This window comes from Martelella mangrovi (genome assembly GCF_040545495.1).
Lineage (GTDB): Bacteria > Pseudomonadota > Alphaproteobacteria > Rhizobiales > Rhizobiaceae > Martelella > Martelella mangrovi.
Genome location: NZ_JBEPLY010000014.1, coordinates 18,562 through 36,373, shown reverse-complemented (window position 1 = coordinate 36,373; position 17,812 = coordinate 18,562). Strand labels below are relative to the sequence as shown.

The 17,812-nt window shown below is 60.1% G+C and carries 22 protein-coding genes; 6 read left to right on the top strand and 16 right to left on the bottom strand.

Translation table 11 applies throughout. The features are described from left to right. Nucleotides 1-23: 23 nt before the first annotated feature. A complete protein-coding gene (locus tag ABID12_RS17275) occupies nucleotides 24-1,085 on the bottom strand; it encodes a zinc-binding metallopeptidase family protein (protein ID WP_354435376.1) in 1,062 nt (353 codons plus the stop codon). A gap of 76 nt (nucleotides 1,086-1,161) precedes the next feature. Then, nucleotides 1,162-1,749, bottom strand: coding sequence for a YqgE/AlgH family protein (locus tag ABID12_RS17270; RefSeq protein ID WP_227023524.1), 588 nt, complete (start codon nucleotides 1,747-1,749; stop codon nucleotides 1,162-1,164). Between the two features lie 168 nt (nucleotides 1,750-1,917). Between ABID12_RS17270 and ABID12_RS17265 the strand changes: the two genes are divergently transcribed. From ABID12_RS17265 to ABID12_RS17255, 3 genes are all read left to right on the top strand, one after another. Further along, nucleotides 1,918-2,736 carry a protein-disulfide reductase DsbD domain-containing protein gene (locus ABID12_RS17265; RefSeq protein WP_354435374.1) on the top strand — a complete coding sequence of 273 codons (819 nt, stop codon included), beginning with the start codon at nucleotides 1,918-1,920 and terminating at the stop codon, nucleotides 2,734-2,736. A gap of 51 nt (nucleotides 2,737-2,787) precedes the next feature. Further along, nucleotides 2,788-3,273 carry a peroxiredoxin gene (locus ABID12_RS17260; protein ID WP_354435372.1) on the top strand — a complete coding sequence of 162 codons (486 nt, stop codon included), beginning with the start codon at nucleotides 2,788-2,790 and terminating at the stop codon, nucleotides 3,271-3,273. 126 nt (nucleotides 3,274-3,399) lie between these two features. Continuing rightward, entirely contained in the window at nucleotides 3,400-4,509 is a 1,110-nt protein-coding gene (locus tag ABID12_RS17255; protein ID WP_354435370.1) for a hypothetical protein, read from the top strand. Nucleotides 4,510-4,513: 4 nt separating this feature from the next. On the opposite strand, the gene ABID12_RS17250 is transcribed toward ABID12_RS17255, so the two are convergent. From ABID12_RS17250 to coxB, 14 genes are all read right to left on the bottom strand, one after another. Further along, on the bottom strand, nucleotides 4,514-4,822 hold the full coding sequence (locus tag ABID12_RS17250) for a Dabb family protein (protein WP_354435368.1): 309 nt from the start codon (nucleotides 4,820-4,822) through the stop codon (nucleotides 4,514-4,516). 35 nt (nucleotides 4,823-4,857) lie between these two features. After that, the gene (gene rnhA, locus ABID12_RS17245; RefSeq protein ID WP_319519517.1) at nucleotides 4,858-5,301 is read right to left on the bottom strand and encodes a ribonuclease HI; all 444 of its coding nucleotides are present in this window, start codon (nucleotides 5,299-5,301) and stop codon (nucleotides 4,858-4,860) included. 2 nt (nucleotides 5,302-5,303) lie between these two features. Next, nucleotides 5,304-6,266, bottom strand: coding sequence for a homoserine kinase (locus ABID12_RS17240; RefSeq protein WP_319519516.1), 963 nt, complete (start codon nucleotides 6,264-6,266; stop codon nucleotides 5,304-5,306). A 164-nt stretch (nucleotides 6,267-6,430) separates the two neighbouring features. Further along, nucleotides 6,431-7,426, bottom strand: coding sequence for a 4-hydroxy-3-methylbut-2-enyl diphosphate reductase (gene ispH, locus ABID12_RS17235; RefSeq protein WP_354435366.1), 996 nt, complete (start codon nucleotides 7,424-7,426; stop codon nucleotides 6,431-6,433). Then, nucleotides 7,423-7,977 (bottom strand): mismatch-specific DNA-glycosylase, encoded by a 555-nt coding sequence (locus ABID12_RS17230; RefSeq protein ID WP_354435364.1) that lies wholly within the window; start codon nucleotides 7,975-7,977, stop codon nucleotides 7,423-7,425. Before ABID12_RS17230 ends, ispH begins: the two co-directional genes overlap by 4 nt. After that, the gene (locus ABID12_RS17225; protein WP_435528256.1) at nucleotides 7,970-8,707 is read right to left on the bottom strand and encodes an SURF1 family protein; all 738 of its coding nucleotides are present in this window, start codon (nucleotides 8,705-8,707) and stop codon (nucleotides 7,970-7,972) included. The genes ABID12_RS17230 and ABID12_RS17225 overlap by 8 nt, the downstream gene beginning before the upstream one ends. Further along, nucleotides 8,697-9,089, bottom strand: coding sequence for a DUF983 domain-containing protein (locus tag ABID12_RS17220; protein ID WP_354435362.1), 393 nt, complete (start codon nucleotides 9,087-9,089; stop codon nucleotides 8,697-8,699). The genes ABID12_RS17225 and ABID12_RS17220 overlap by 11 nt, the downstream gene beginning before the upstream one ends. A 39-nt stretch (nucleotides 9,090-9,128) precedes the next feature. After that, nucleotides 9,129-9,407 (bottom strand): GNAT family N-acetyltransferase, encoded by a 279-nt coding sequence (locus ABID12_RS17215; RefSeq protein WP_354435443.1) that lies wholly within the window; start codon nucleotides 9,405-9,407, stop codon nucleotides 9,129-9,131. 58 nt (nucleotides 9,408-9,465) lie between these two features. After that, nucleotides 9,466-10,350, bottom strand: coding sequence for a cytochrome c oxidase subunit 3 (locus tag ABID12_RS17210; protein WP_354435360.1), 885 nt, complete (start codon nucleotides 10,348-10,350; stop codon nucleotides 9,466-9,468). A gap of 119 nt (nucleotides 10,351-10,469) precedes the next feature. Further along, the gene (locus tag ABID12_RS17205; RefSeq protein WP_354435358.1) at nucleotides 10,470-11,069 is read right to left on the bottom strand and encodes a cytochrome c oxidase assembly protein; all 600 of its coding nucleotides are present in this window, start codon (nucleotides 11,067-11,069) and stop codon (nucleotides 10,470-10,472) included. A gap of 13 nt (nucleotides 11,070-11,082) precedes the next feature. Continuing rightward, nucleotides 11,083-11,214: a cytochrome c oxidase system small membrane protein gene (locus ABID12_RS17200; protein ID WP_494337878.1), complete on the bottom strand. Its 132-nt coding sequence runs from the start codon at nucleotides 11,212-11,214 to the stop codon at nucleotides 11,083-11,085. Nucleotides 11,215-11,224: 10 nt separating this feature from the next. Next, entirely contained in the window at nucleotides 11,225-12,160 is a 936-nt protein-coding gene (locus tag ABID12_RS17195; RefSeq protein ID WP_106301584.1) for a heme o synthase, read from the bottom strand. Between the two features lie 92 nt (nucleotides 12,161-12,252). Then, a complete protein-coding gene (gene ctaD / locus ABID12_RS17190; RefSeq protein ID WP_106301587.1) occupies nucleotides 12,253-13,908 on the bottom strand; it encodes a cytochrome c oxidase subunit I in 1,656 nt (551 codons plus the stop codon). Nucleotides 13,909-13,927: 19 nt separating this feature from the next. Continuing rightward, complete coding sequence (gene coxB, locus ABID12_RS17185; RefSeq protein WP_354435356.1) at nucleotides 13,928-14,818, bottom strand: cytochrome c oxidase subunit II; 891 nt, start codon at nucleotides 14,816-14,818, stop codon at nucleotides 13,928-13,930. Between the two features lie 351 nt (nucleotides 14,819-15,169). Between coxB and ABID12_RS17180 the strand changes: the two genes are divergently transcribed. The 3 genes from ABID12_RS17180 (at nucleotide 15,170) to ABID12_RS17170 (ending at nucleotide 17,795) form a co-directional block, all read left to right on the top strand. Then, complete coding sequence (locus tag ABID12_RS17180; protein WP_354435354.1) at nucleotides 15,170-15,763, top strand: invasion associated locus B family protein; 594 nt, start codon at nucleotides 15,170-15,172, stop codon at nucleotides 15,761-15,763. A gap of 58 nt (nucleotides 15,764-15,821) precedes the next feature. Further along, the gene (tldD, locus tag ABID12_RS17175; protein ID WP_354435352.1) at nucleotides 15,822-17,240 is read left to right on the top strand and encodes a metalloprotease TldD; all 1,419 of its coding nucleotides are present in this window, start codon (nucleotides 15,822-15,824) and stop codon (nucleotides 17,238-17,240) included. Between the two features lie 66 nt (nucleotides 17,241-17,306). Continuing rightward, nucleotides 17,307-17,795: a GNAT family N-acetyltransferase gene (locus ABID12_RS17170; protein ID WP_354435350.1), complete on the top strand. Its 489-nt coding sequence runs from the start codon at nucleotides 17,307-17,309 to the stop codon at nucleotides 17,793-17,795. Nucleotides 17,796-17,812: the final 17 nt, after the last annotated feature.

Here is a 17,812-nt window from a genome sequence, read left to right as displayed (position 1 = left end):
GCCCTTGGGTGCGGGATACGCCGTCAGGCGTGCCCGTCGTCCTGCTGTACGATCAACAGGGTGAAAACGAAATCGAGCTTGCGGATGATTTCCGGCGTGAGCACGAAGGGATAGAAATCCTGCTGCCCCATCGACTTGTGAATGGCATTCATCGCGATGGTCAGCGGAACCCACGAATCCGCCAGCCGTTTGCCGCTTGCACATTTATAGGGATCACCGAGCGGCGCGAGATTGGCATCGTCCACCACCAGCCCGAAAGCCCGTGCCGTTTCCAGCGTATCGACGATGTGAAGCGCATGCGCGAAGCTTTCGGCAAAGTCCTCCCAGGGATGGGTTGAGGCATAGGCGCTGACGAAATTGTCCTGCCAGCCCTGCGGCGGTCCGTTTTCGTAATGGCGTTGCAGCGCGGCCTGATAATCCTCCCGTTCATCGCCGAAAATTTCCCGGTATTCAGAAAGCCGGTCACCGCGGTAAACCAGCCGGTCCCAGATATAATGGCCGACCTCATGGCGGAAATGACCAAGCAGCGTGCGATAGGGCTCGTTCATCTGTTTGCGGGCAATCTCGCGGGTGACATCGTCGGCCTCGGCGACACGCAGCGAGATCACGCCATTGTCGTGGCCGGTCATGGCAGGCTGGAGATTGCCGTTCTGATCGATGGTGTCCTCCAGAAAGTCGAAGACCAGACCGTTTTCAGGGTCTTCGGCGCGCGTCGGCGTATCAACGCCCCAGCGCAACAGGGAGTAGAACAGGTGGCGCTCCGCCGCGACAATCCGGGCGAACCGGTTGCGGCCAATCTCGGTTGCGGTATCGGGAATCAGGTTGTTGTGCCGGCAGGACGGGCAGAACGCCTCATCGCTGCCTTCCGGCAGAAGCCAGTTGCAGACATTGAATTGGGCATTGGTGCAGAAGCGAAATCGCACCGCCGGATCGTCCGCCTTGTGCCACGTCTGCGCATCCTCCGTTTTCAGCGCATACATCGCGACCGTGGCGGGGTCGAAACCCAGACGATGGCCACAGGCGACACAGACCTCATTGTCAAAATAGACTGCCTGTCCGCAATGATCGCACTCGAATAATTTCATGTAAGCCTCACACCTGCAGCCGCCCCCACCGGGCGGCCGTCAGCTTCCGGTTAACGGATAGGCCCAAGAAATTGTTTCAGGCATGCCCGACATTGGTCGACAGCGACGACGGGCGCACGCCCATGGAGAACAGCGCGCGCTCATACTTGCTGTCGAGGTCACGGTCGAACAGCAGGTCTTCGATTGCGGGGCAGGTCAGCCAGTCATTGTTGGCGATTTCGCTTTCCAGCTGCCCGGGCGCCCAGCCGGCATAGCCAAGCACGAGCATGGCCTTGCCAGGCCCCTTGCCGGCGGCCACCGAACGCAGCACGTCAAGCGTGCCGGTCATGAACAGATCGTCGGTAATGGGAATGCTGCCGTCGCCGGCATAGTCATCCGAATGCAGAACGAAACCGCGGCCGGGTTCCACCGGGCCGCCGCACAGAACCGGAAAATCCCCGATCCCCGGTGCATTGAGTTCCGGATGCACATCGCCGACAAGATCAAGCTGTTCCAGCACTTCGGGAAAGGTGACCGACTGGGCGCGATTGATGACAAAACCCATCGCGCCCTCTTCGGACTGGGCGCAGATGTAGATCACGCTGCGTTCGAAATCGCTCTCCGCCAGTTGCGGCATGGCGATCAGGAACTGGCCGTCAAACGGGCCGCGCTCACGTTCTGTCATCAGGTTTTCAAACAAGTCGGCCTCCAGCAAGGTGTTTTCGCCGCTTTCAAAATTTATCCTAGGCATGTTCTGAACATGGGGCAAGGTCACGCAATGTTCAAATGAAATTGTCCGAAAAGCGCGCGCCACGCATGGCGGCGGGCGCAAGCCTGCGCTAGATAACGCGCCATGAAACGCTTGTTGCATCATTTTACCATCGCCGCCCTTCTGGCTGCCGTCGCCACGGCCGGACAGGCCTATGCCGCTGCCACGCCCTGGGCGGAAGACGCCGGCGGTCGCATGCGCCTTATCGTCAGCCCACCCGCCGACGATGGCACGATCCAGGCCGCCCTTCAGGTGGAGCCCGAAGACGGGTTCATCACCTATTGGCGCGAGCCGGGCGAAAGCGGAATTCCGCCGCAGATCACCGTTTCGGGCACCGGAAACGCGCATCTTGAAACCATCGAATATCCCGTGCCGAAACGGCTCAGCGTCGCCGGCATGACCGATATGGGCTATGATGCGCCGGTGACCTTCCCGCTGATCCTGAAGACTGATCCCGGCGCGCTCCCGTCATTGAGCGTCAACGCCTTCATCGGTCTTTGCAAGGATATCTGCATCCCCTTCCAGACGACCTTCGAAATCCCGGCAGACGCCGATGCCTTTGCCGAAACCCCGGTCGACAAGGCCATTCTGGCCGTTGCCCGCACGCGACTTCCCGAACAGCCCTCGGAAGGCTTTCATGCCGATGATGCCATGCTGACCGACAGCGGCATGCGGATTTTGCTCACGCTTCCCGACGGGTCGGGCGAAAACGAAATCACCCTTGCCAACAGCAACGGCTTCATTGTCGAAGCTGAGGCGCGTCCTTTTGAAGACGGCGGTTTTGTCGTCGACATCCCGCTTTCGGCCTTGCCCGAAGATGCCGATCCGATGGACGGCGACTGGTTGCTTCTGGTCAAATCCGATGGCCGCGCCATGGAAACACCGCTTGTCATCACGCCCTAGCGTCCCTAAGTCGTCATGAGGTCTTTTCAACAAAAGGAAGAGGATTTCAAAATGCCGATTGCCAAAGGAGATACCCTGCCGTCCGCCACCTTCATGGAACTGACGGAAAACGGGCCGGAGAAAGTCGCAAGCGATGAATTCTTCAAGTCGAAGCGGGTCGTGCTGTTTGCCGTTCCGGGCGCTTTCACGCCCACCTGCTCGATCAACCACCTGCCGACCTATCTGGAAAACCGCGATGCCATCCTTTCGCGCGGCGTCGACGAAATCGCCGTCATTGCGGTCAACGATCCGTTCGTGATGGGAGGCTGGGCGAAGGCAACGGGCGGCGAAGGCAAGATCCGTTTCCTTTCGGACCCGGACGGCGCCTTTGCAAAGGCGCTGGGCATGGAACTCGATCTTTCAGGTGGCGGACTGGGCACCCGGTCCAAGCGCTACTCCATGCTGGTCAAGGACGGCGTGGTGGAAGAACTCAATGTCGAGGATAATTCCGGCGAGGCCACGGTCTCCGCAGCGGCCACCATTCTCGGCCAGCTTTGATCCTTTCAGCGCGCCGGATGATATTGCCGCCGGCGCCGGCATCATAATAACGCATACCCTCTGGCCGGCAGTTTCTGCCGGCCAGTTCATTTCCGGCGTGAACTGATTTAAGGTGCAGCAAACGGTATGGCTGCAATGACGCTGGTATCCTGGAAATCGGTGCGCACCATCAGCACGGCAATCCTTGTCGCGGCACTGGTTGTGACGGCGCCTTTTATCGTGCCGAACGGTTTCGGCGCGGCAAGGCTGCTTGCCGCGTACAACGACCCGGTCACGATCACGGACTATCGGCTCGACCGCCTTTCCCCGGAAACATATGAGGCCGCGATCAGACAGGCCCTGACGGCTGACGATCCCGAACTTGCCGAGAGCATCATGATCCTTGCCGACAGTCGTGGCGTGCGCATTGACGGCGTGTTGCGCGAGCGGACCGAAATCGCGGTTTCGATCGAAAACAGCCTCGGCAAACAGGTTTCGGAGTTGTTTGAAGGGGCGCTTACAGGCCGTCCCGACAGCACCGCCGGTCTTGTCGGCACGATCGCCACCGATCTGACCACCATTGGCGATGTTCGGGATATCATTGTCGAGGGCGGCGCTTATCTTTCAGGCGAAGACTACGACGCCTTCATCCTCGGCCTGTCGGTGGCGGGCCTTGCCATAACCGGCACGGTGGTTCTGACGGCAGGCTCGACAACACCGGCGAAGGTCGGCGCAAGCGCGCTGAAGGTTGCGGGCAAGACCGGGGCGCTGACACGGCCGCTCAGGCGCGCATTCACCCGCCTTTCACGCCAGGCCGTCAACGCGCCGGCGCTGCGAACGGCCCTCCCCCTGCTCAAGCGTGGCAACGTACCGGCAGCCAGCCGGGCACTGGCCGCCTCGCTCAATACCAAGCCGCTGATGCACATGCAGGATGCCGCCACCGGTGTCGGCAAGGTGATGACCAGACAGGGCCTGCGCGCGGGCACCGACATGCTGAAAGTCGCCGATACACCCGCCGACCTCACCAAACTCGGCAAGCTGTCGGCGCGTATCGGAAAACGCTTCCGTGCGGTGCTCTATCTTCTGGGAACCGGCGCCGTGACACTCACCGGCCTTTTTCTGTCTGCGGCAAGCTGGACCATGTCGTTGGTCCTCTGGCTTGCAGGAGCAGCCTATTTCGGCTTCCGCCTGCTGCGGCTTGGATGGCGGATCGCGCTGCTGCCGTTCGGCCGGCTGCTTGTCCGCCTGATAGTGTAAATCTTCAGACCTTCATATCGAAGACGAAAATACCCGACATGCCGCCCGCTGCGGCAGCCACGATCTTTTCCGACACGGCCTTGTGGTCGGGATGATCGAGATAGGCGTCACGCGCTGCGGCATTCTCGAAGGTCACGGTGAAGCCGTCGACATAACCGCTGTCCAGCCCTTCCGGCGAAACATTCGGCCCGGCCTTCACATCGACGATCCCGTCCACAACATCCTTCAACGCGGCGATATCGGTGTAGATGGCCTGTTTTTCAGCAACCGTGACTTCCTGTTGAAAACGTATGAAAACACAATGCAAAATCATCACAATCCTCCGGGAAAACGGTCGGGCATCATCCCTCACCGCTGTTTTTTATACGGTTCCATCCCCTGACGCGCCAGTTCGTCGGCGCGTTCGTTCTCTTCATGACCGGCATGGCCCTTGACCCAGTAGAGCGTGACATCATGACGATTACGCTCGGCTTCAAGCGCCTGCCAGAGCTCGGCATTCTTGACCGGTTTCTTGGCGGCCGTCTTCCAGCCATTCTTCTTCCAGCCATGGATCCATTTGCCGATACCGTCCTTCAGATAGACGCTATCGGTATAAAGCGACACCGCGCAAGGCTGTTTCAGCGCCTTCAGCGCTTCAATCGCCGCCATCAGCTCCATACGGTTGTTCGTGGTCTGCGCCTCGCCGCCGCAAAGATCGCGCTCCTTGTCGCCATAGCGCAGCACCGCACCCCAGCCGCCGGGGCCGGGATTGCCCGAACAGGCCCCGTCGGTAAAGATCTCGACCTTCTTCATGCTCACGACAGCCCGTATTCGCCGGCGCTTTTGACCGAGCGGTGGAAACGGAGATAGCGCAGATATTCAAGCGGGTCCTTCTTGACCACCAGCGCGCCTTCCGGCGTCGTCAGCCAGTCGTAAAGCCGGGTCAGGAAGAACCGCAGCGCCGAACCGCGCGCCAGAAGCGGCAATGCCTCGATCTCGGCCGCGCTCAGCGGGCGCACGCTCTGATAGCCCTCGATCAGCGCTTTCGCCTTTGTGACGTTGAACGAACGGTCCTTTTCGAAACACCAGGCATTCAGGCAGACCGCCAGATCATAGGCGAGGAAATCATTGCAGGCGAAGTAAAAGTCGATCACGCCGGAAAGCGTATCGCCGATGAAAAACACATTGTCCGGAAACAGGTCGGCATGGATGACGCCTTCCGGCAGGTCCACGGGCCAGCGGTCTTCCAGCAGCGCCAGTTCCTCGGAAATTTCGCTCTCAAGCCCCGACTGGACCTCATCGGCGCGGGCTGCCGATTTGTCCCAGAGATCGACCCAGCCTTTCAGCGACAGCGCATTTTCGCGGCGAAGCGGAAAATCCTGCCCGGCGATGTGCATGCGGGCGAGCGCCACGCCAAGTTCGCGGCAGTGGCGTGCTTCCGATTTTCTCAGCCACATGCCCTCGAGAAACGAAATCAACGCCGCCGGCCGGCCGCAAAGCTGGCCGTAAAGCGCGCCGTCGGAACGCGGCAACGGCAGCGGGCAGGAAATGCCGCGCTCGGCCAGATGCTGCATCAAACCGAGGTAAAACGGCAGATCGTTCTCATCGACGCGCTTTTCATATAGCGTGAGGATCAGCGGAAACCGGTCCGTGTGCAGGAGAAAATTCGAGTTCTCGACGCCTTCGGCGATGCCTTTGAAGGACAGCAACTCACCGGTGTCGTAGGCCTGAAGAAAGTCCTTCAGGTCAACCTCGTTGATATCGGTATAGACGGCCAATGCAATTCCTCGATGGAAAATCTGCTGCTGGTTTTCACGATGCCCGCGCCGCTGTCAAGCAAACGCATGCCGATGAAGAACCGCGAGCCCCAATATTCTTTCCGGCACGCGCCAGCATTGTTCGCTCTTTCGACAGGCTAACCCGACAACGGCAAACCGCAGGTCTACCGCCCGTTCACAAAGGCCATATCCTCGACCGTCAGTTCCATATCGCGCAGTTCGCGATTGACGAGGAAATGCTCGTTTTCGATGGCGGTTTCGGCCAGTTCAAGCCGTGCGTCAAAGCGCGCGCGGAAGGCTTCGATGATCTCGTTGACCACCACTTCCGGGGCCGAGGCACCGGCCGAAATGCCAAGCGTGCCGATATTGCCGATGGCTTCGAAATCAAGCTCGGTGGCGCGCTGCACCAGAATGGCATCGCTGGCCCCGGCGCGGCGTGCAACCTCGACCAGACGCCGCGAATTCGATGAATTGGGCGCGCCGACGATGATGAACAGATCGCAGCCGGGGGCGGCGGCAGACACCGCCTCCTGCCGGTTGGTGGTGGCATAGCAGATCGAATCGGCCGCCGGCGCCATCAACTTGGGAAAACGCTCCTGCAGCTTGGCAATAACCGCCGCCGTGTCCTCGACCGAAAGCGTGGTCTGGGTGACGTAGCCGAGATTGTCCGGATCAGCGGGGACGTAGTTTTCGGCTTCCTCCACTGTCTCGATCAGCGAGACCGCGCCCTCCGGCAATTGCCCCATCGTACCGATCACTTCAGGATGGCCGGCATGGCCGATCAGCACCACATGACGGCCGAGCCGCTGATGACGCATGGCCTGCTTGTGCACCTTGGAAACCAGCGGGCATGTAGCATCGAGATAGAAGAGATTGCGCTTTTCGGCATCGGCAGGCACCGATTTCGGCACACCGTGGGCCGAAAACACCACCGGCTGCTCGCGGTGTTCGGCCGGGATTTCGTCAAGCTCCTCGACAAAGACCGCGCCCAAAGCCTCCAGCCCCTCGACCACATAGCGATTGTGAACGATTTCGTGGCGCACATAAACGGGCGCGCCATAACGCTTCAGCGCCAGCACCACGATCTGAATGGCCCGGTCGACGCCCGCGCAAAAGCCGCGCGGCCCGCACAGGCGAATGGTGAGTGGCCCTTTGGTCATGTCCGGCTCTTTCGTATGTTCGTCATTGCGTCGCCTTGCGGCGTTTGCCCCCAAATGGGGCTTCGGCGCATCAAATCAATCCGGGCAACTGATACCAATGATGACAGTCCTTTGTCCAATGTCCGTTTGCGCCGGATGTGGATGGCAGCACCACAACGGGAATATCGCCGATGCCGACCGGCTGCAGACCGCAGACAACGCGTTTGTCGGAAAAGAAAATCCGCCCTGCATTCAGGCTGGTGAACGCCACGAGTTTCGTGGCGGCAAGACAACATCTTTTCACGAAAGCCGGACAGGTCGAAATGCATAGGTGTCAGCGCGCGGTCCATACCGCTTTCGCGCTGGTTCAGGTCGGTCAGCCCGATGCCGTAGTCGGCAAGTTTGCGAAAATCGGCGGGCGCGATCTGCACCGGCGTCAAACCGATCTCGTGCAGGATGCGATAGAAACGGTTCGAGGGATTGGCATAGAAAGACCCCGTGCGGGCGGAAATCGTGCCCTTGGCGGTTCCGCAGAAAACGATATCGAGACCGGGCGAAAGAAGATCAATCATCACGCCTGCGCCCTTTGAAAACGAGAACCGCAACACCGATGGCAAGCACCGCCGCCAGCCCGTACCAGGTGATGGCGTATTGCAGGTGATTGTTGGGAAACGAAATGCGGGTGACGCCCCCGGCCGGAAGACCGCCGGGATTGGGCGCATCATCGGCATCGATGAAAAAGGGCAGAACCTTCTGCGCATCGAGCCCGGCGGAGGCCGTCATGCTGTCGAGGTCCTTCCAGTAGAAGATATTTTGCGGCACATCGTTTTCAGGCACCAGAAAGGACGGCTTTTCAGAAAGGCGCGCCCGGGCAAGTCCGGTTATCGTCACCGTGCCTTCAACCTGGCCTTCCCCCCGCGTTTCCACCGCCTTCATGTCAAAGGGCACGAAGCCGCGATTGACGAATACGGCGCGCCCGTCTGCAAGCCTCAGCGGTGTATAGACGTAATAGCCGGACTGGCCTTCGAAGGTCGCAAAGAAATGGCGCTCGCCGTCATGCTCGAACCGGCCGCTCACGGTTACCGGGCGGTACTCGATATTGCCGCCTTCGGCCGCAAGCGCCTCGATTTCGGCAAGCGGAACCGGTGGCGCCTGAAGACGGGCTGAAACGGTGGCCAGAAGGTCCTGTTTCCAGTGCAGGCGGCGAACCTGCCAGTTGCCGAGCAGGATCAGGCAGACAAAGGCTGCCAGCGCCAACACCAGACCAATGGCGCGAAGTGGCGACAGTCGTTCAGGCATCATCGGAGCGGTCGATCACGCCTTCGGCGGCGCTGTGGCGATATTGCAGGCCGATCAGAACACCCTTGAAGGCCCGAAGCGCCCCGAGCGACAGGGCAATGGCAACCGGCACCCAGATGAGAGCATGCACCCAGAGCGGCGGCGCATAGGAAATCTCGGTCCACAGCACCAGCGCGATCAACACAAAACCGACGGCCATCATCACGAAAACGGCGGGACCATCGCCGGAATCGGCAAAGGCGTAGCTGAGACCGCAGTTTTCACACGCAGGCTTCAGCGTCAGAAAACCATCGAACAGTTTCCCCTTGCCGCAATGCGGGCAGTGCCCGGCAAGGCCGGAGAGGATCAGATTGACAGGCTCGTGATTGTGTTCGTCTTCAGACATGGCATTGCTCGCCACCGCCGCAAACCGGCCCGGCGCCTCTTACTGGATGACATCCTGCCATTCTTCATGACGGATGCTGAGCGCCTTGAAGAACGGGCACAAGGGCACGATCTTCCAGCCGCCCTCGCGGGCCGCGGCCACCGCATGTTCGCCAAGAACCTTGCCGTAACCCTGGCCGCGCAGTGCATCCGGCACGCCTGTGTGGTCGATAATCACCAACTTTTCGGATGCCCGCGAATAGGTCATCTCGGCCTCATGGCCATCCACAACCACGAAATAGCGACCGCCCGAAGCGGTCTTTTCTTCCTGAACAGTGATAGCGGCACCTCATGAAAAACGGCCGCCGCTTTTCAGACGGCGGCCGGGTTTGAAAAAATCAGTGACCTGTTTCGGCAAGCGGCGCGCCCCAGCCGCCCCAGATGTAAATCGTGAAGAACAGGAACAGCCAGACGACATCGACGAAATGCCAGTACCAGGCCGCCGCCTCGAGACCGAAATGCTGCTCCGGCGTGAACGCACCGCGCGCCGCACGCACAAGGCAGACAATCAGGAAAATCGTGCCGACGATCACGTGGAAACCGTGAAAGCCGGTGGCCATGAAGAAGGTTGCGCCATAGATCGAGTTCTTGAAGGCGAACGGCGCCTCGTAATATTCGTAGGCCTGAACGCCGGTGAACAGCAGCCCCAGAACGACCGTCAGCGTCAGCCCCTGGATCAGCCCCTTGCGGTCGCCATGCAGCAGCGCGTGGTGGGCCCAGGTCAGCGTGGTGCCGGAAAGCAGCAGGATCACGGTATTGTAAAGCGGGAAATGCCAGGGATCGACAACCGCGATCCCCTCCGGCGGCCATGTTCCCCCTGTGGCTTCGACACGGGCCGCCTGGATCGCCTCTCCGGTGAACAGGCTGGCATCGAAGAACGCCCAGAACCATGCAACGAAGAACATCACCTCCGAGGCGATGAACATGATCATGCCGTAGCGCAGATGCAGCGAGACCACCGGCGTGTGATGGCCCTCCTGCCCCTCCTTGATCGTATCCGACCACCAGCCGTGAAGCACGTAGACAACGACGACCAGACCGATGAGCAACAGCCAGGGCTGCGCCAGTTCCAGCCCCAGAATCTTGAACGAGCCGCCGCTGAGATAGCGCATGTAGCCGACACCGCCGAAAGCCATCAGGAACACGCCGATGGAGGCGACCAGCGGCCACGGGCTCGGGTCGATAATATGGTAGTCGTGATTTTTGTGTTGCGTCTCCGCCATGGATGGTCCCCGTTTCCTCTCCCTTTGCAGCATAAGGGCCGAATTTGCTGCCTGAATCAATCCCTGCGGATGACAATCCGCAAATCGGCCGCAAAACCGACCGCAAACCGGACAGCGGCTCAGCTCTTTCTGCCGGCCGTATCGGTTTTCAGCGCCGCCGCCTGGTCGGAAGCGGGCTTTTCATGCTCGAAAAATGTATAAGACAGGGTCAACACCCTGATATCCTTGGTTTCCTCCGCCTCCACGATTGCCGGATCGACGAAAAACACCACCGGCATTTCCAGCGTTTCACCCGGCTGCAGCGTGGTTTCGGTGAAGCAGAAACATTCGACCTTGTTGAAATAGGCGCCGGCCTGCAGCGGTGTCACATTGAAGATCGCCTGACCGTTGACCGGTTCGCGCGAACTGTTGTGCGCCTTGAACATGACCTGCACGGTTTCACCGATCTTCGGCGAAACGGAAGGCTGAACCGGCTTGAACTCCCAGTCGAGCCCCGGCGCGACATTGGCATCGAAGGTGACCTTGATGCGTTTGTCGAGAACGACGCTTGAATATTGGTCGACCTGTTGTGCTGTCCCGTTATAGCCGGTCACCTGACAGAAGATGCGGTAGAGCGGCACGGCGGCAAAGCTCATGCCGGTCATGCCGACCACGAAAACAAGGCACATCAACAAGATGGCGCCGTTATTGCGTGGTCGCTGTTTCCCCTCCCCTGTCATCGTGCACGCCTCCTCAGACCGCTGCGAACTTGACCATGGTAATGATATAGAACAGCGTGACAAGACCGAACAGCAGCACGCCAAGCGCGATATTGCGGCCGCGCCGGGCTTTTCTCTGCTTGTCGCTCAGCTTGACTGTCTCGATCATGAACACCTCAACCCAACATCATGAAAACGGCGCGATCGGCAATCAGCGCCGCGAAGATCGCGAACAGATAGATGATCGAGAACCCGAACATCTTTCTCGCCGGCAGCATCCGTTCGTCACCTTCCGGCATCGCCCGCACCTTCAGCGAGGCAAACACGAAATAGGCTCCCATCGCCCCGGCGAACACGGCATAGAAGGGGCTGGCAAGGCCGGTCAGCGCGGGCGCAACGCCGGCAAATGCCGTCAGCGCCGCATAGACCACCATCTGGTTCTTGGTCGATTTCTCGCCGGCAACATTCGGCATCATCGGGATGCCGACATCGTCATAATCGCCCATCTTGTAGAGCGCCAGCGCCCAGAAATGCGCCGGGGTCCACAGAAAGGTGATCGAAAACAGGATGATGCTGTCGAGCGAAATGCTGCCAGTCATCGCCGCCCAGCCGATCATCGGCGGAAACGCACCGGCGGCCCCGCCGATCACGATATTCTGCGGCGTCGAACGCTTCAGCCACATCGTGTAGAACACGGCATAGTAGAGGATCGTGAACGCCAGCAGGCCGGCGGCAAACCAGTTGATCGCAAGACCAAGCGTCGCAACCGAAAAGCAGGAAAGCGTGATGCCGAAGGCAAGCGCTTCCTGACGGGTCACCCGTCCGCTCGGGATCGGCCGTTTGACGGTGCGCGACATCACGGCATCGATATCGGAATCATACCACATGTTGAGCGCACCGGACGCACCCGCACCTGTGGCGATGCACAGGATGGCGATGGCACCCATGACCGGATTGATCGAACCGGGGGCCAGGAAGAGCCCGGCAAAGGCGGTAAACACCACCAGCGACATCACACGCGGTTTCAGCAGTGCGAAATAATCGCGCGCCGTCGCCTCCGAAAGTCCGATATCGGTATGCGCCAGACCGGTCTCGCTGTCCAATACTGTCATGATCTGCTCTGTCTCACTTATTTAAAAAAGCCCGCGCGCGCCTCGCTCATGCGTCGGGCGCGCGATCTCATGTTTTTGTCCAGTTGTCCAGATCAGCGCACACGCGGCAGTTCCGACCACTGGTGATAGGGCGGCGGCGAGGAAAGCTGCCATTCGAGCGTGGTCGCGCCCGGGCCCCAGGGGTTGTCGCCGGCAATCCGCTTCTTCGCAAACGCCTCATACACGCCGTAGAGGAAGATCAGAACCCCGATGGCGGAAATATAGGAGCCGTATGACGAAACCGCGTTCCAGCCGGCAAAGGCATCCGGATAATCGATGTAACGGCGCGGCATGCCCGAAAGACCGAGAAAATGCTGCGGGAAGAACACCAGGTTCACACCGACGAACATGACCCAGAAATGGATGACCGCGACGCGTTCGTTATACATGTAGCCGGTGATCTTCGGGAACCAGTAATACCAGCCGGCGAAGATCGCAAAGACCGCACCGAGCGACAGCACGTAATGGAAATGCGCCACCACGTAATAGGTATCGTGCAGCGACCGGTCGAGACCGGCATTGGCAAGCTGCACCCCGGTCACACCGCCGACGGTGAACAGGAAGATGAAGCCGATGGCCCAGACCATCGGCGCCTTGAAGGTGATCGACCCGCCCCACATGGTGGCAATCCACGAGAAGATCTTCACGCCGGTCGGCACCGCGATCACCATGGTGGCGAACACGAAATAGCGCTGCGTGTCGAGCGACAGGCCGACCGTATACATGTGATGGGCCCAGACGATGAAGCCGACGGCGCCGATCGCGACCATGGCATAGGCCATGCCGAGATAGCCGAAGACCGGCTTTTTCGAGAAGGTCGAGATGATGTGGCTGATGATGCCGAAGGCCGGCAGGATCAGGATGTAGACTTCCGGATGACCGAAGAACCAGAACAGATGCTGGTAGAGGATCGGGTCGCCGCCGCCATCGGGCGCAAAGAAGGTGGTGCCGAAATTACGGTCCGTCAGCAGCATGGTAATGCCGCCCGCCAGAACCGGCAGTGACAACAGCAGCAGGAAGGCGGTGACCAGCACCGACCATGCAAACAGCGGCATCTTGTGCAGCGTCATGCCCGGCGCGCGCATGTTCAGGATGGTGGTGATGAAGTTGATCGCACCGAGAATGGAGGAAATGCCCGCCACATGCAGCGCAAAGATCGCCAGATCCACCGCAGGCCCGGGCATTCCCGATGTTGAAAACGGCGGATACATGGTCCAGCCGCCGCCAACACCATTGGAACCTGCCGGTCCTTCCACGAACATGGACAGCAGCAGCAGCAGGAAGGCCGGAACGATCAGCCAGAAGGAAATATTGTTGAGACGCGGAAACGCCATGTCCGGCGCGCCGATCATGATCGGGATCATCCAGTTGGCAAAACCGCCGATCAGCGCCGGCATCACCATGAAGAAGATCATGATCAGCCCGTGCGCCGTGGTGAACACGTTATAGAGGTGCTTGCCCTGGTCAACGGCGGCCGCCCCCGCATCGCCATAGACCATGGAGGCCAGCCCGTTGAATATCTGGATACCGGGCTCCTGCAGCTCCATGCGCATGGCAACGGAGAGCGCGCCACCGATGATGCCCGCACAGATGGCGAAGATCAGGTAGAGCGTGCCGATATCCTTGTGATTGGTCGACAGAAACCAGCGGGCGAAAAAGCCGGGCTTATGGTCGTCGTCGTGAGCGGTGTGAATGCCTGCTTCGGCCATGATCGTCTCCCTCCCCCTTTTAGTCTTTGTCTGCCAGCAGATCGGCGTCCTGCTTCGCATTGTCGATGCTGGCCATCAGCGCCTGATTGGCGGCTTCCACATCACTTGCAGCCGATGCCTGCCAGGTGGCGAATTGTTCGGCCGAAACGGCGCGGATCGCAATCGGCATGAAGGCATGATCCTTGCCGCAGAGTTCGGAACACTGGCCGTAGTAGATGCCTTCCGCATCAGCCTTGAACCAGGTCTCGTTCAGACGTCCGGGAACGGCATCGACCTTGATGCCGAAAGACGGCATGGCGAAGGAATGGATCACGTCCGTGGGCGCGGCGGTCACGAGCAGGCGCACCGTTTCCCCCACCGGCACCACCATTTCGTTGTCGACGGCCAGAAGGCGCGGATAGACGGCCTTGTCTTCCTTGCCGTATTCGGCGCGCTGATCGTCCGTCAGCATGTAGGAGGAATAGGAAATCGCGCCATCCTCGATTTCCGGGTAGTCATAGGTCCACAGCCACTGCGTCGCCGTCGCCTTGACTGTCAGCTTCGGGTCTTCCGGCATGGTCAGCTGGGCCGTCAGCAGATTGAACGACGGCACCGCCAGGAAAAGCAGGATCAGCACCGGCGCAACGGTCCACACGACTTCGATGACGGTATTGTGGCTGGTGCGCGAGGCCTCGGGATTTTTCGACGCCCGGAAGCGCACCATCACGGTGATCAGCAGCGCCAGGACAAGAAGCACGATCGGCACGATAAACCAGAGCGTATACTGCTCGAACCAGCGTATCTGATGCATGATCGGCGAGGCCGCCGGCTGCATGCCCGTTTCCCATGGCTGAGGCTGCGCGGCAAAGGCGCTGCCAAAGCCCGCAAGACAGAGAAAAGCTGTCAGGCATGCTCTGGTCTTGTTCATCACGTTGAATTCTCCCTCCATCGTTTGACCGTGGTCAAACCGGACCTTTTTCAACTGCGCTATACGCCTATAAGACCTGAAGCGCACTGTGGTCATGATAACACCTGTTCACGTAGACGCACTCCCTGTTTGCGCCGCGCTTTACAGTTGGTGTGCCTGTTTTCTCCCTCAGTCACAATTATGCCATAGCATTTGGCGATTTGAAGCGTCAAATTGTCTCATGCAAACCTAATATATTCCGCTGTTTCCCACCGGGTTTTGCCGACAGCGCCTGTCGGGCGTTGAAAATTGCTTTTGAAACCTGCACAACCACTTCGGAAAAATCACGTTTCAGTTCATGCAGGATTCCCGCCCATGCCCTCTTTTCCTCAAAACGTGCTGTCGAGCGTAAAGCCCGCTGCGGCAAGACTGGTGCTTGCAGCCGCGTTGACAGCGCTTGCCGTCATCCCGGCCAATGCCCAGGAGAACACCGCGCCGCAAGCCGGTGACGGACCGCAGATGGGCAGCGAACAGGACCCGACGATGGTGCGCGAAAACCACGGTGCATGGTCGATGATCTGCGACCAGCCGCCGGGCGCCACGCTGGAACAATGCGCCCTGATGCAAAACGTGATCGCCGACGACCGCCCGGAAATCGGCCTTTCGATCGCGGTGCTGAAGACGGCAGACCGCCAGGCGACGCTGCTGCGCATCCTGTCCCCTCTCGGGGTATTCCTGCCCGAAGGCATGGGGCTTTTCGTCGATGGCGTGAATATCGGAAAAGCCTCGTTTTCACGCTGCTATCTCGATGGCTGCTATGTCGAGGTCGATATCGACGACGACCTCATGAACATCCTGCGCGCCGGCAAAGAGGCCGTATTCACGCTGAATTTTTCCATCGATCAGGACACGATCGGCATTCCGGTGGACCTCTCCGGCTTTGGCGAAGGCTTCGACGCCCTGCCCTGATATTGCCCCTGACACTTCCTATATAGGCCTCAGGACAAGAAGAAGGACGACAGCCAGAATGACGGACCGCGACCTGATCAGCCATTTCGACGCAGATGAAACCACGATCCGCGACATCGTTTCCGATACGCTTCACGACGCCGATGACGGCGAGCTTTATGTCGAATACAGCCAGAGCGAATCGCTGAGCTTCGATGACGGCAGGCTGAAGAGCGGCGCGTTCAACACCGGCCACGGCTTCGGCCTGCGCGCGGTGGCGGGCGAAGCCAGCGGCTTTGCCCATGCCGGGGAACTGTCGCTTGCCGCGCTCAAGCGCGCCGCTTCCACGACCAAGGCCGTGACCCACGGTCACACCGGCATCCATGCCGAGCCGCCCCGCGGCACCAATACAAGGCTTTATTCCGACGAAAACCCCATCGGCGCGCCGAGTTTCGAGGAAAAGGTCAAGCTTCTCGGCGAAATCGACGCCTATCTGCGGGCGCGCGATCCGCGTGTGCGCCAGGTTTCCGCCTCGCTTGCCGCCAGCCATCAGGTGGTGGATATCCTGCGTGGCGACGGCTACCGGGTCGGCGATGTGCGCCCGATGACGCGGCTGAACATCTCGGTCGTCGTCGGCGATGGCGACCGGCTGGAAACCGGCTCCTTCGGCATTGGCGGACGGCAGAGTTTCAGCGATCTTTTCGCGCGGCAGGACTGGCAGACAGGTGCCGACGAAGCCTTGCGCAAGGCCTTCGTCAATCTGGAAGCCATCGAAGCGCCGGCCGGCACCATGGATGTGGTGCTCGGCAATGGCTGGCCGGGCGTGATGATCCACGAAGCCGTCGGCCACGGACTGGAAGGCGATTTCAACCGCAAGGGGCTTTCGGCCTTTTCCGGTCTGGTCGGCGAAATGGTCGCCGCCCCCGGCGTCACCATTGTCGACGACGGTACGATTGAAAACCGGCGCGGTTCGATCTCCATCGATGACGAGGGCACGCCATCGAACTATAATGTCCTGATCGAGAACGGACGTTTGACCGGTTATATGCAGGACCGCCTCAACGCCCGGCTGATGGGCGTTGCGCCCACCGGCAACGGGCGGCGTCAGTCCTATTCGGACCTGCCGATGCCGCGCATGACCAACACCTATATGCTCAACGGCGACAAGACCAAGGAAGAGATCATCGGTTCGGTCAAGAAGGGCATCTACGCCGTCACCTTCGGTGGCGGTCAGGTGGATATCACCTCCGGCCAGTTCGTGTTCTCCTGCACCGAAGCCTACATGATCGAAAACGGAAAGATCGGCGCGCCGATCAAGGGTGCAACGCTGATCGGCAACGGCCCGGATGCCATGAAGCGGGTTTCGATGGTCGGCAATGATCTTGCGCTCGACAACGGCATAGGTAATTGCGGCAAGGCCGGCCAATGGGTGCCGGTCGGCGTCGGTCAGCCGCATCTCAGGCTGGATCAGGTCACCGTCGGCGGCACCCAGGCTTAGCGGTTTCTTTACCGCTGTCTGTTTTTCATGGGTGCCATGTATTGCGTACCCGGAATGTCGAGCACCGTGAAAAACGAGCACCACATTGTCATCCGTCCCTTCGAGGCGGATGACAACCGGCGGCTGACCGAAATCTGGTATGCCGCCTCGCGCCTTTCCCATCCCTTCCTGCCAGAAGACCTGCTTGCCCGGCAACGCCAGGAAATCGCCGAGAAATATCTGCCGCAGACGGAAACCTGGGTGGCGGTCGACGACAACGGCCCCATCGGCTTCATCGGGCTGATGGATCAGTTCATCGGCGGCCTTTTCGTGGCGCCGGAAAGCCAGGGCGCGGGAATTGGCAGCATGCTGCTCGATCACGCTTTCGCCCTGAAGGGGAAACTCGCGCTCGAAGTCTATGCCGCCAATCATCGCGCCGTCGCGTTTTACCGCCGCCACGGCTTTTGCGGGGTCCGCCGCCGGGAAACCGATGACAACGGCCTGCCGCATCCTCTGATCCTGATGCAAAAGCCCTGCCCGGCGGGACAGAGGACAACGCCCGCCCCGTCAGCCTGAGGCAAGGTTTTCCTTGG

Excerpts from the sequence above, each read along its gene's own strand:
- ABID12_RS17275 (WP_354435376.1), bottom strand. The coding sequence starts at position 1,085 with ATGAAATTATTCGAGTGCGATCATTGCGGACAGGCAGTCTATTTTGAC.
- ABID12_RS17270 (WP_227023524.1), bottom strand. The coding sequence starts at position 1,749 with ATGACAGAACGTGAGCGCGGCCCGTTTGACGGCCAGTTCCTGATCGCC.
- ABID12_RS17265 (WP_354435374.1), top strand. The coding sequence starts at position 1,918 with ATGAAACGCTTGTTGCATCATTTTACCATCGCCGCCCTTCTGGCTGCC.
- ABID12_RS17260 (WP_354435372.1), top strand. The coding sequence starts at position 2,788 with ATGCCGATTGCCAAAGGAGATACCCTGCCGTCCGCCACCTTCATGGAA.
- ABID12_RS17255 (WP_354435370.1), top strand. The coding sequence starts at position 3,400 with ATGGCTGCAATGACGCTGGTATCCTGGAAATCGGTGCGCACCATCAGC.
- ABID12_RS17250 (WP_354435368.1), bottom strand. The coding sequence starts at position 4,822 with ATGATTTTGCATTGTGTTTTCATACGTTTTCAACAGGAAGTCACGGTT.
- rnhA (WP_319519517.1), bottom strand. The coding sequence starts at position 5,301 with ATGAAGAAGGTCGAGATCTTTACCGACGGGGCCTGTTCGGGCAATCCC.
- ispH (WP_354435366.1), bottom strand. The coding sequence starts at position 7,426 with ATGACCAAAGGGCCACTCACCATTCGCCTGTGCGGGCCGCGCGGCTTT.
- ABID12_RS17230 (WP_354435364.1), bottom strand. The coding sequence starts at position 7,977 with ATGATTGATCTTCTTTCGCCCGGTCTCGATATCGTTTTCTGCGGAACC.
- ABID12_RS17225 (WP_435528256.1), bottom strand. The coding sequence starts at position 8,707 with ATGATGCCTGAACGACTGTCGCCACTTCGCGCCATTGGTCTGGTGTTG.
- ABID12_RS17220 (WP_354435362.1), bottom strand. The coding sequence starts at position 9,089 with ATGTCTGAAGACGAACACAATCACGAGCCTGTCAATCTGATCCTCTCC.
- ABID12_RS17210 (WP_354435360.1), bottom strand. The coding sequence starts at position 10,350 with ATGGCGGAGACGCAACACAAAAATCACGACTACCATATTATCGACCCG.
- ABID12_RS17205 (WP_354435358.1), bottom strand. The coding sequence starts at position 11,069 with ATGACAGGGGAGGGGAAACAGCGACCACGCAATAACGGCGCCATCTTG.
- ABID12_RS17195 (WP_106301584.1), bottom strand. The coding sequence starts at position 12,160 with ATGACAGTATTGGACAGCGAGACCGGTCTGGCGCATACCGATATCGGA.
- ctaD (WP_106301587.1), bottom strand. The coding sequence starts at position 13,908 with ATGGCCGAAGCAGGCATTCACACCGCTCACGACGACGACCATAAGCCC.
- ABID12_RS17180 (WP_354435354.1), top strand. The coding sequence starts at position 15,170 with ATGCCCTCTTTTCCTCAAAACGTGCTGTCGAGCGTAAAGCCCGCTGCG.
- tldD (WP_354435352.1), top strand. The coding sequence starts at position 15,822 with ATGACGGACCGCGACCTGATCAGCCATTTCGACGCAGATGAAACCACG.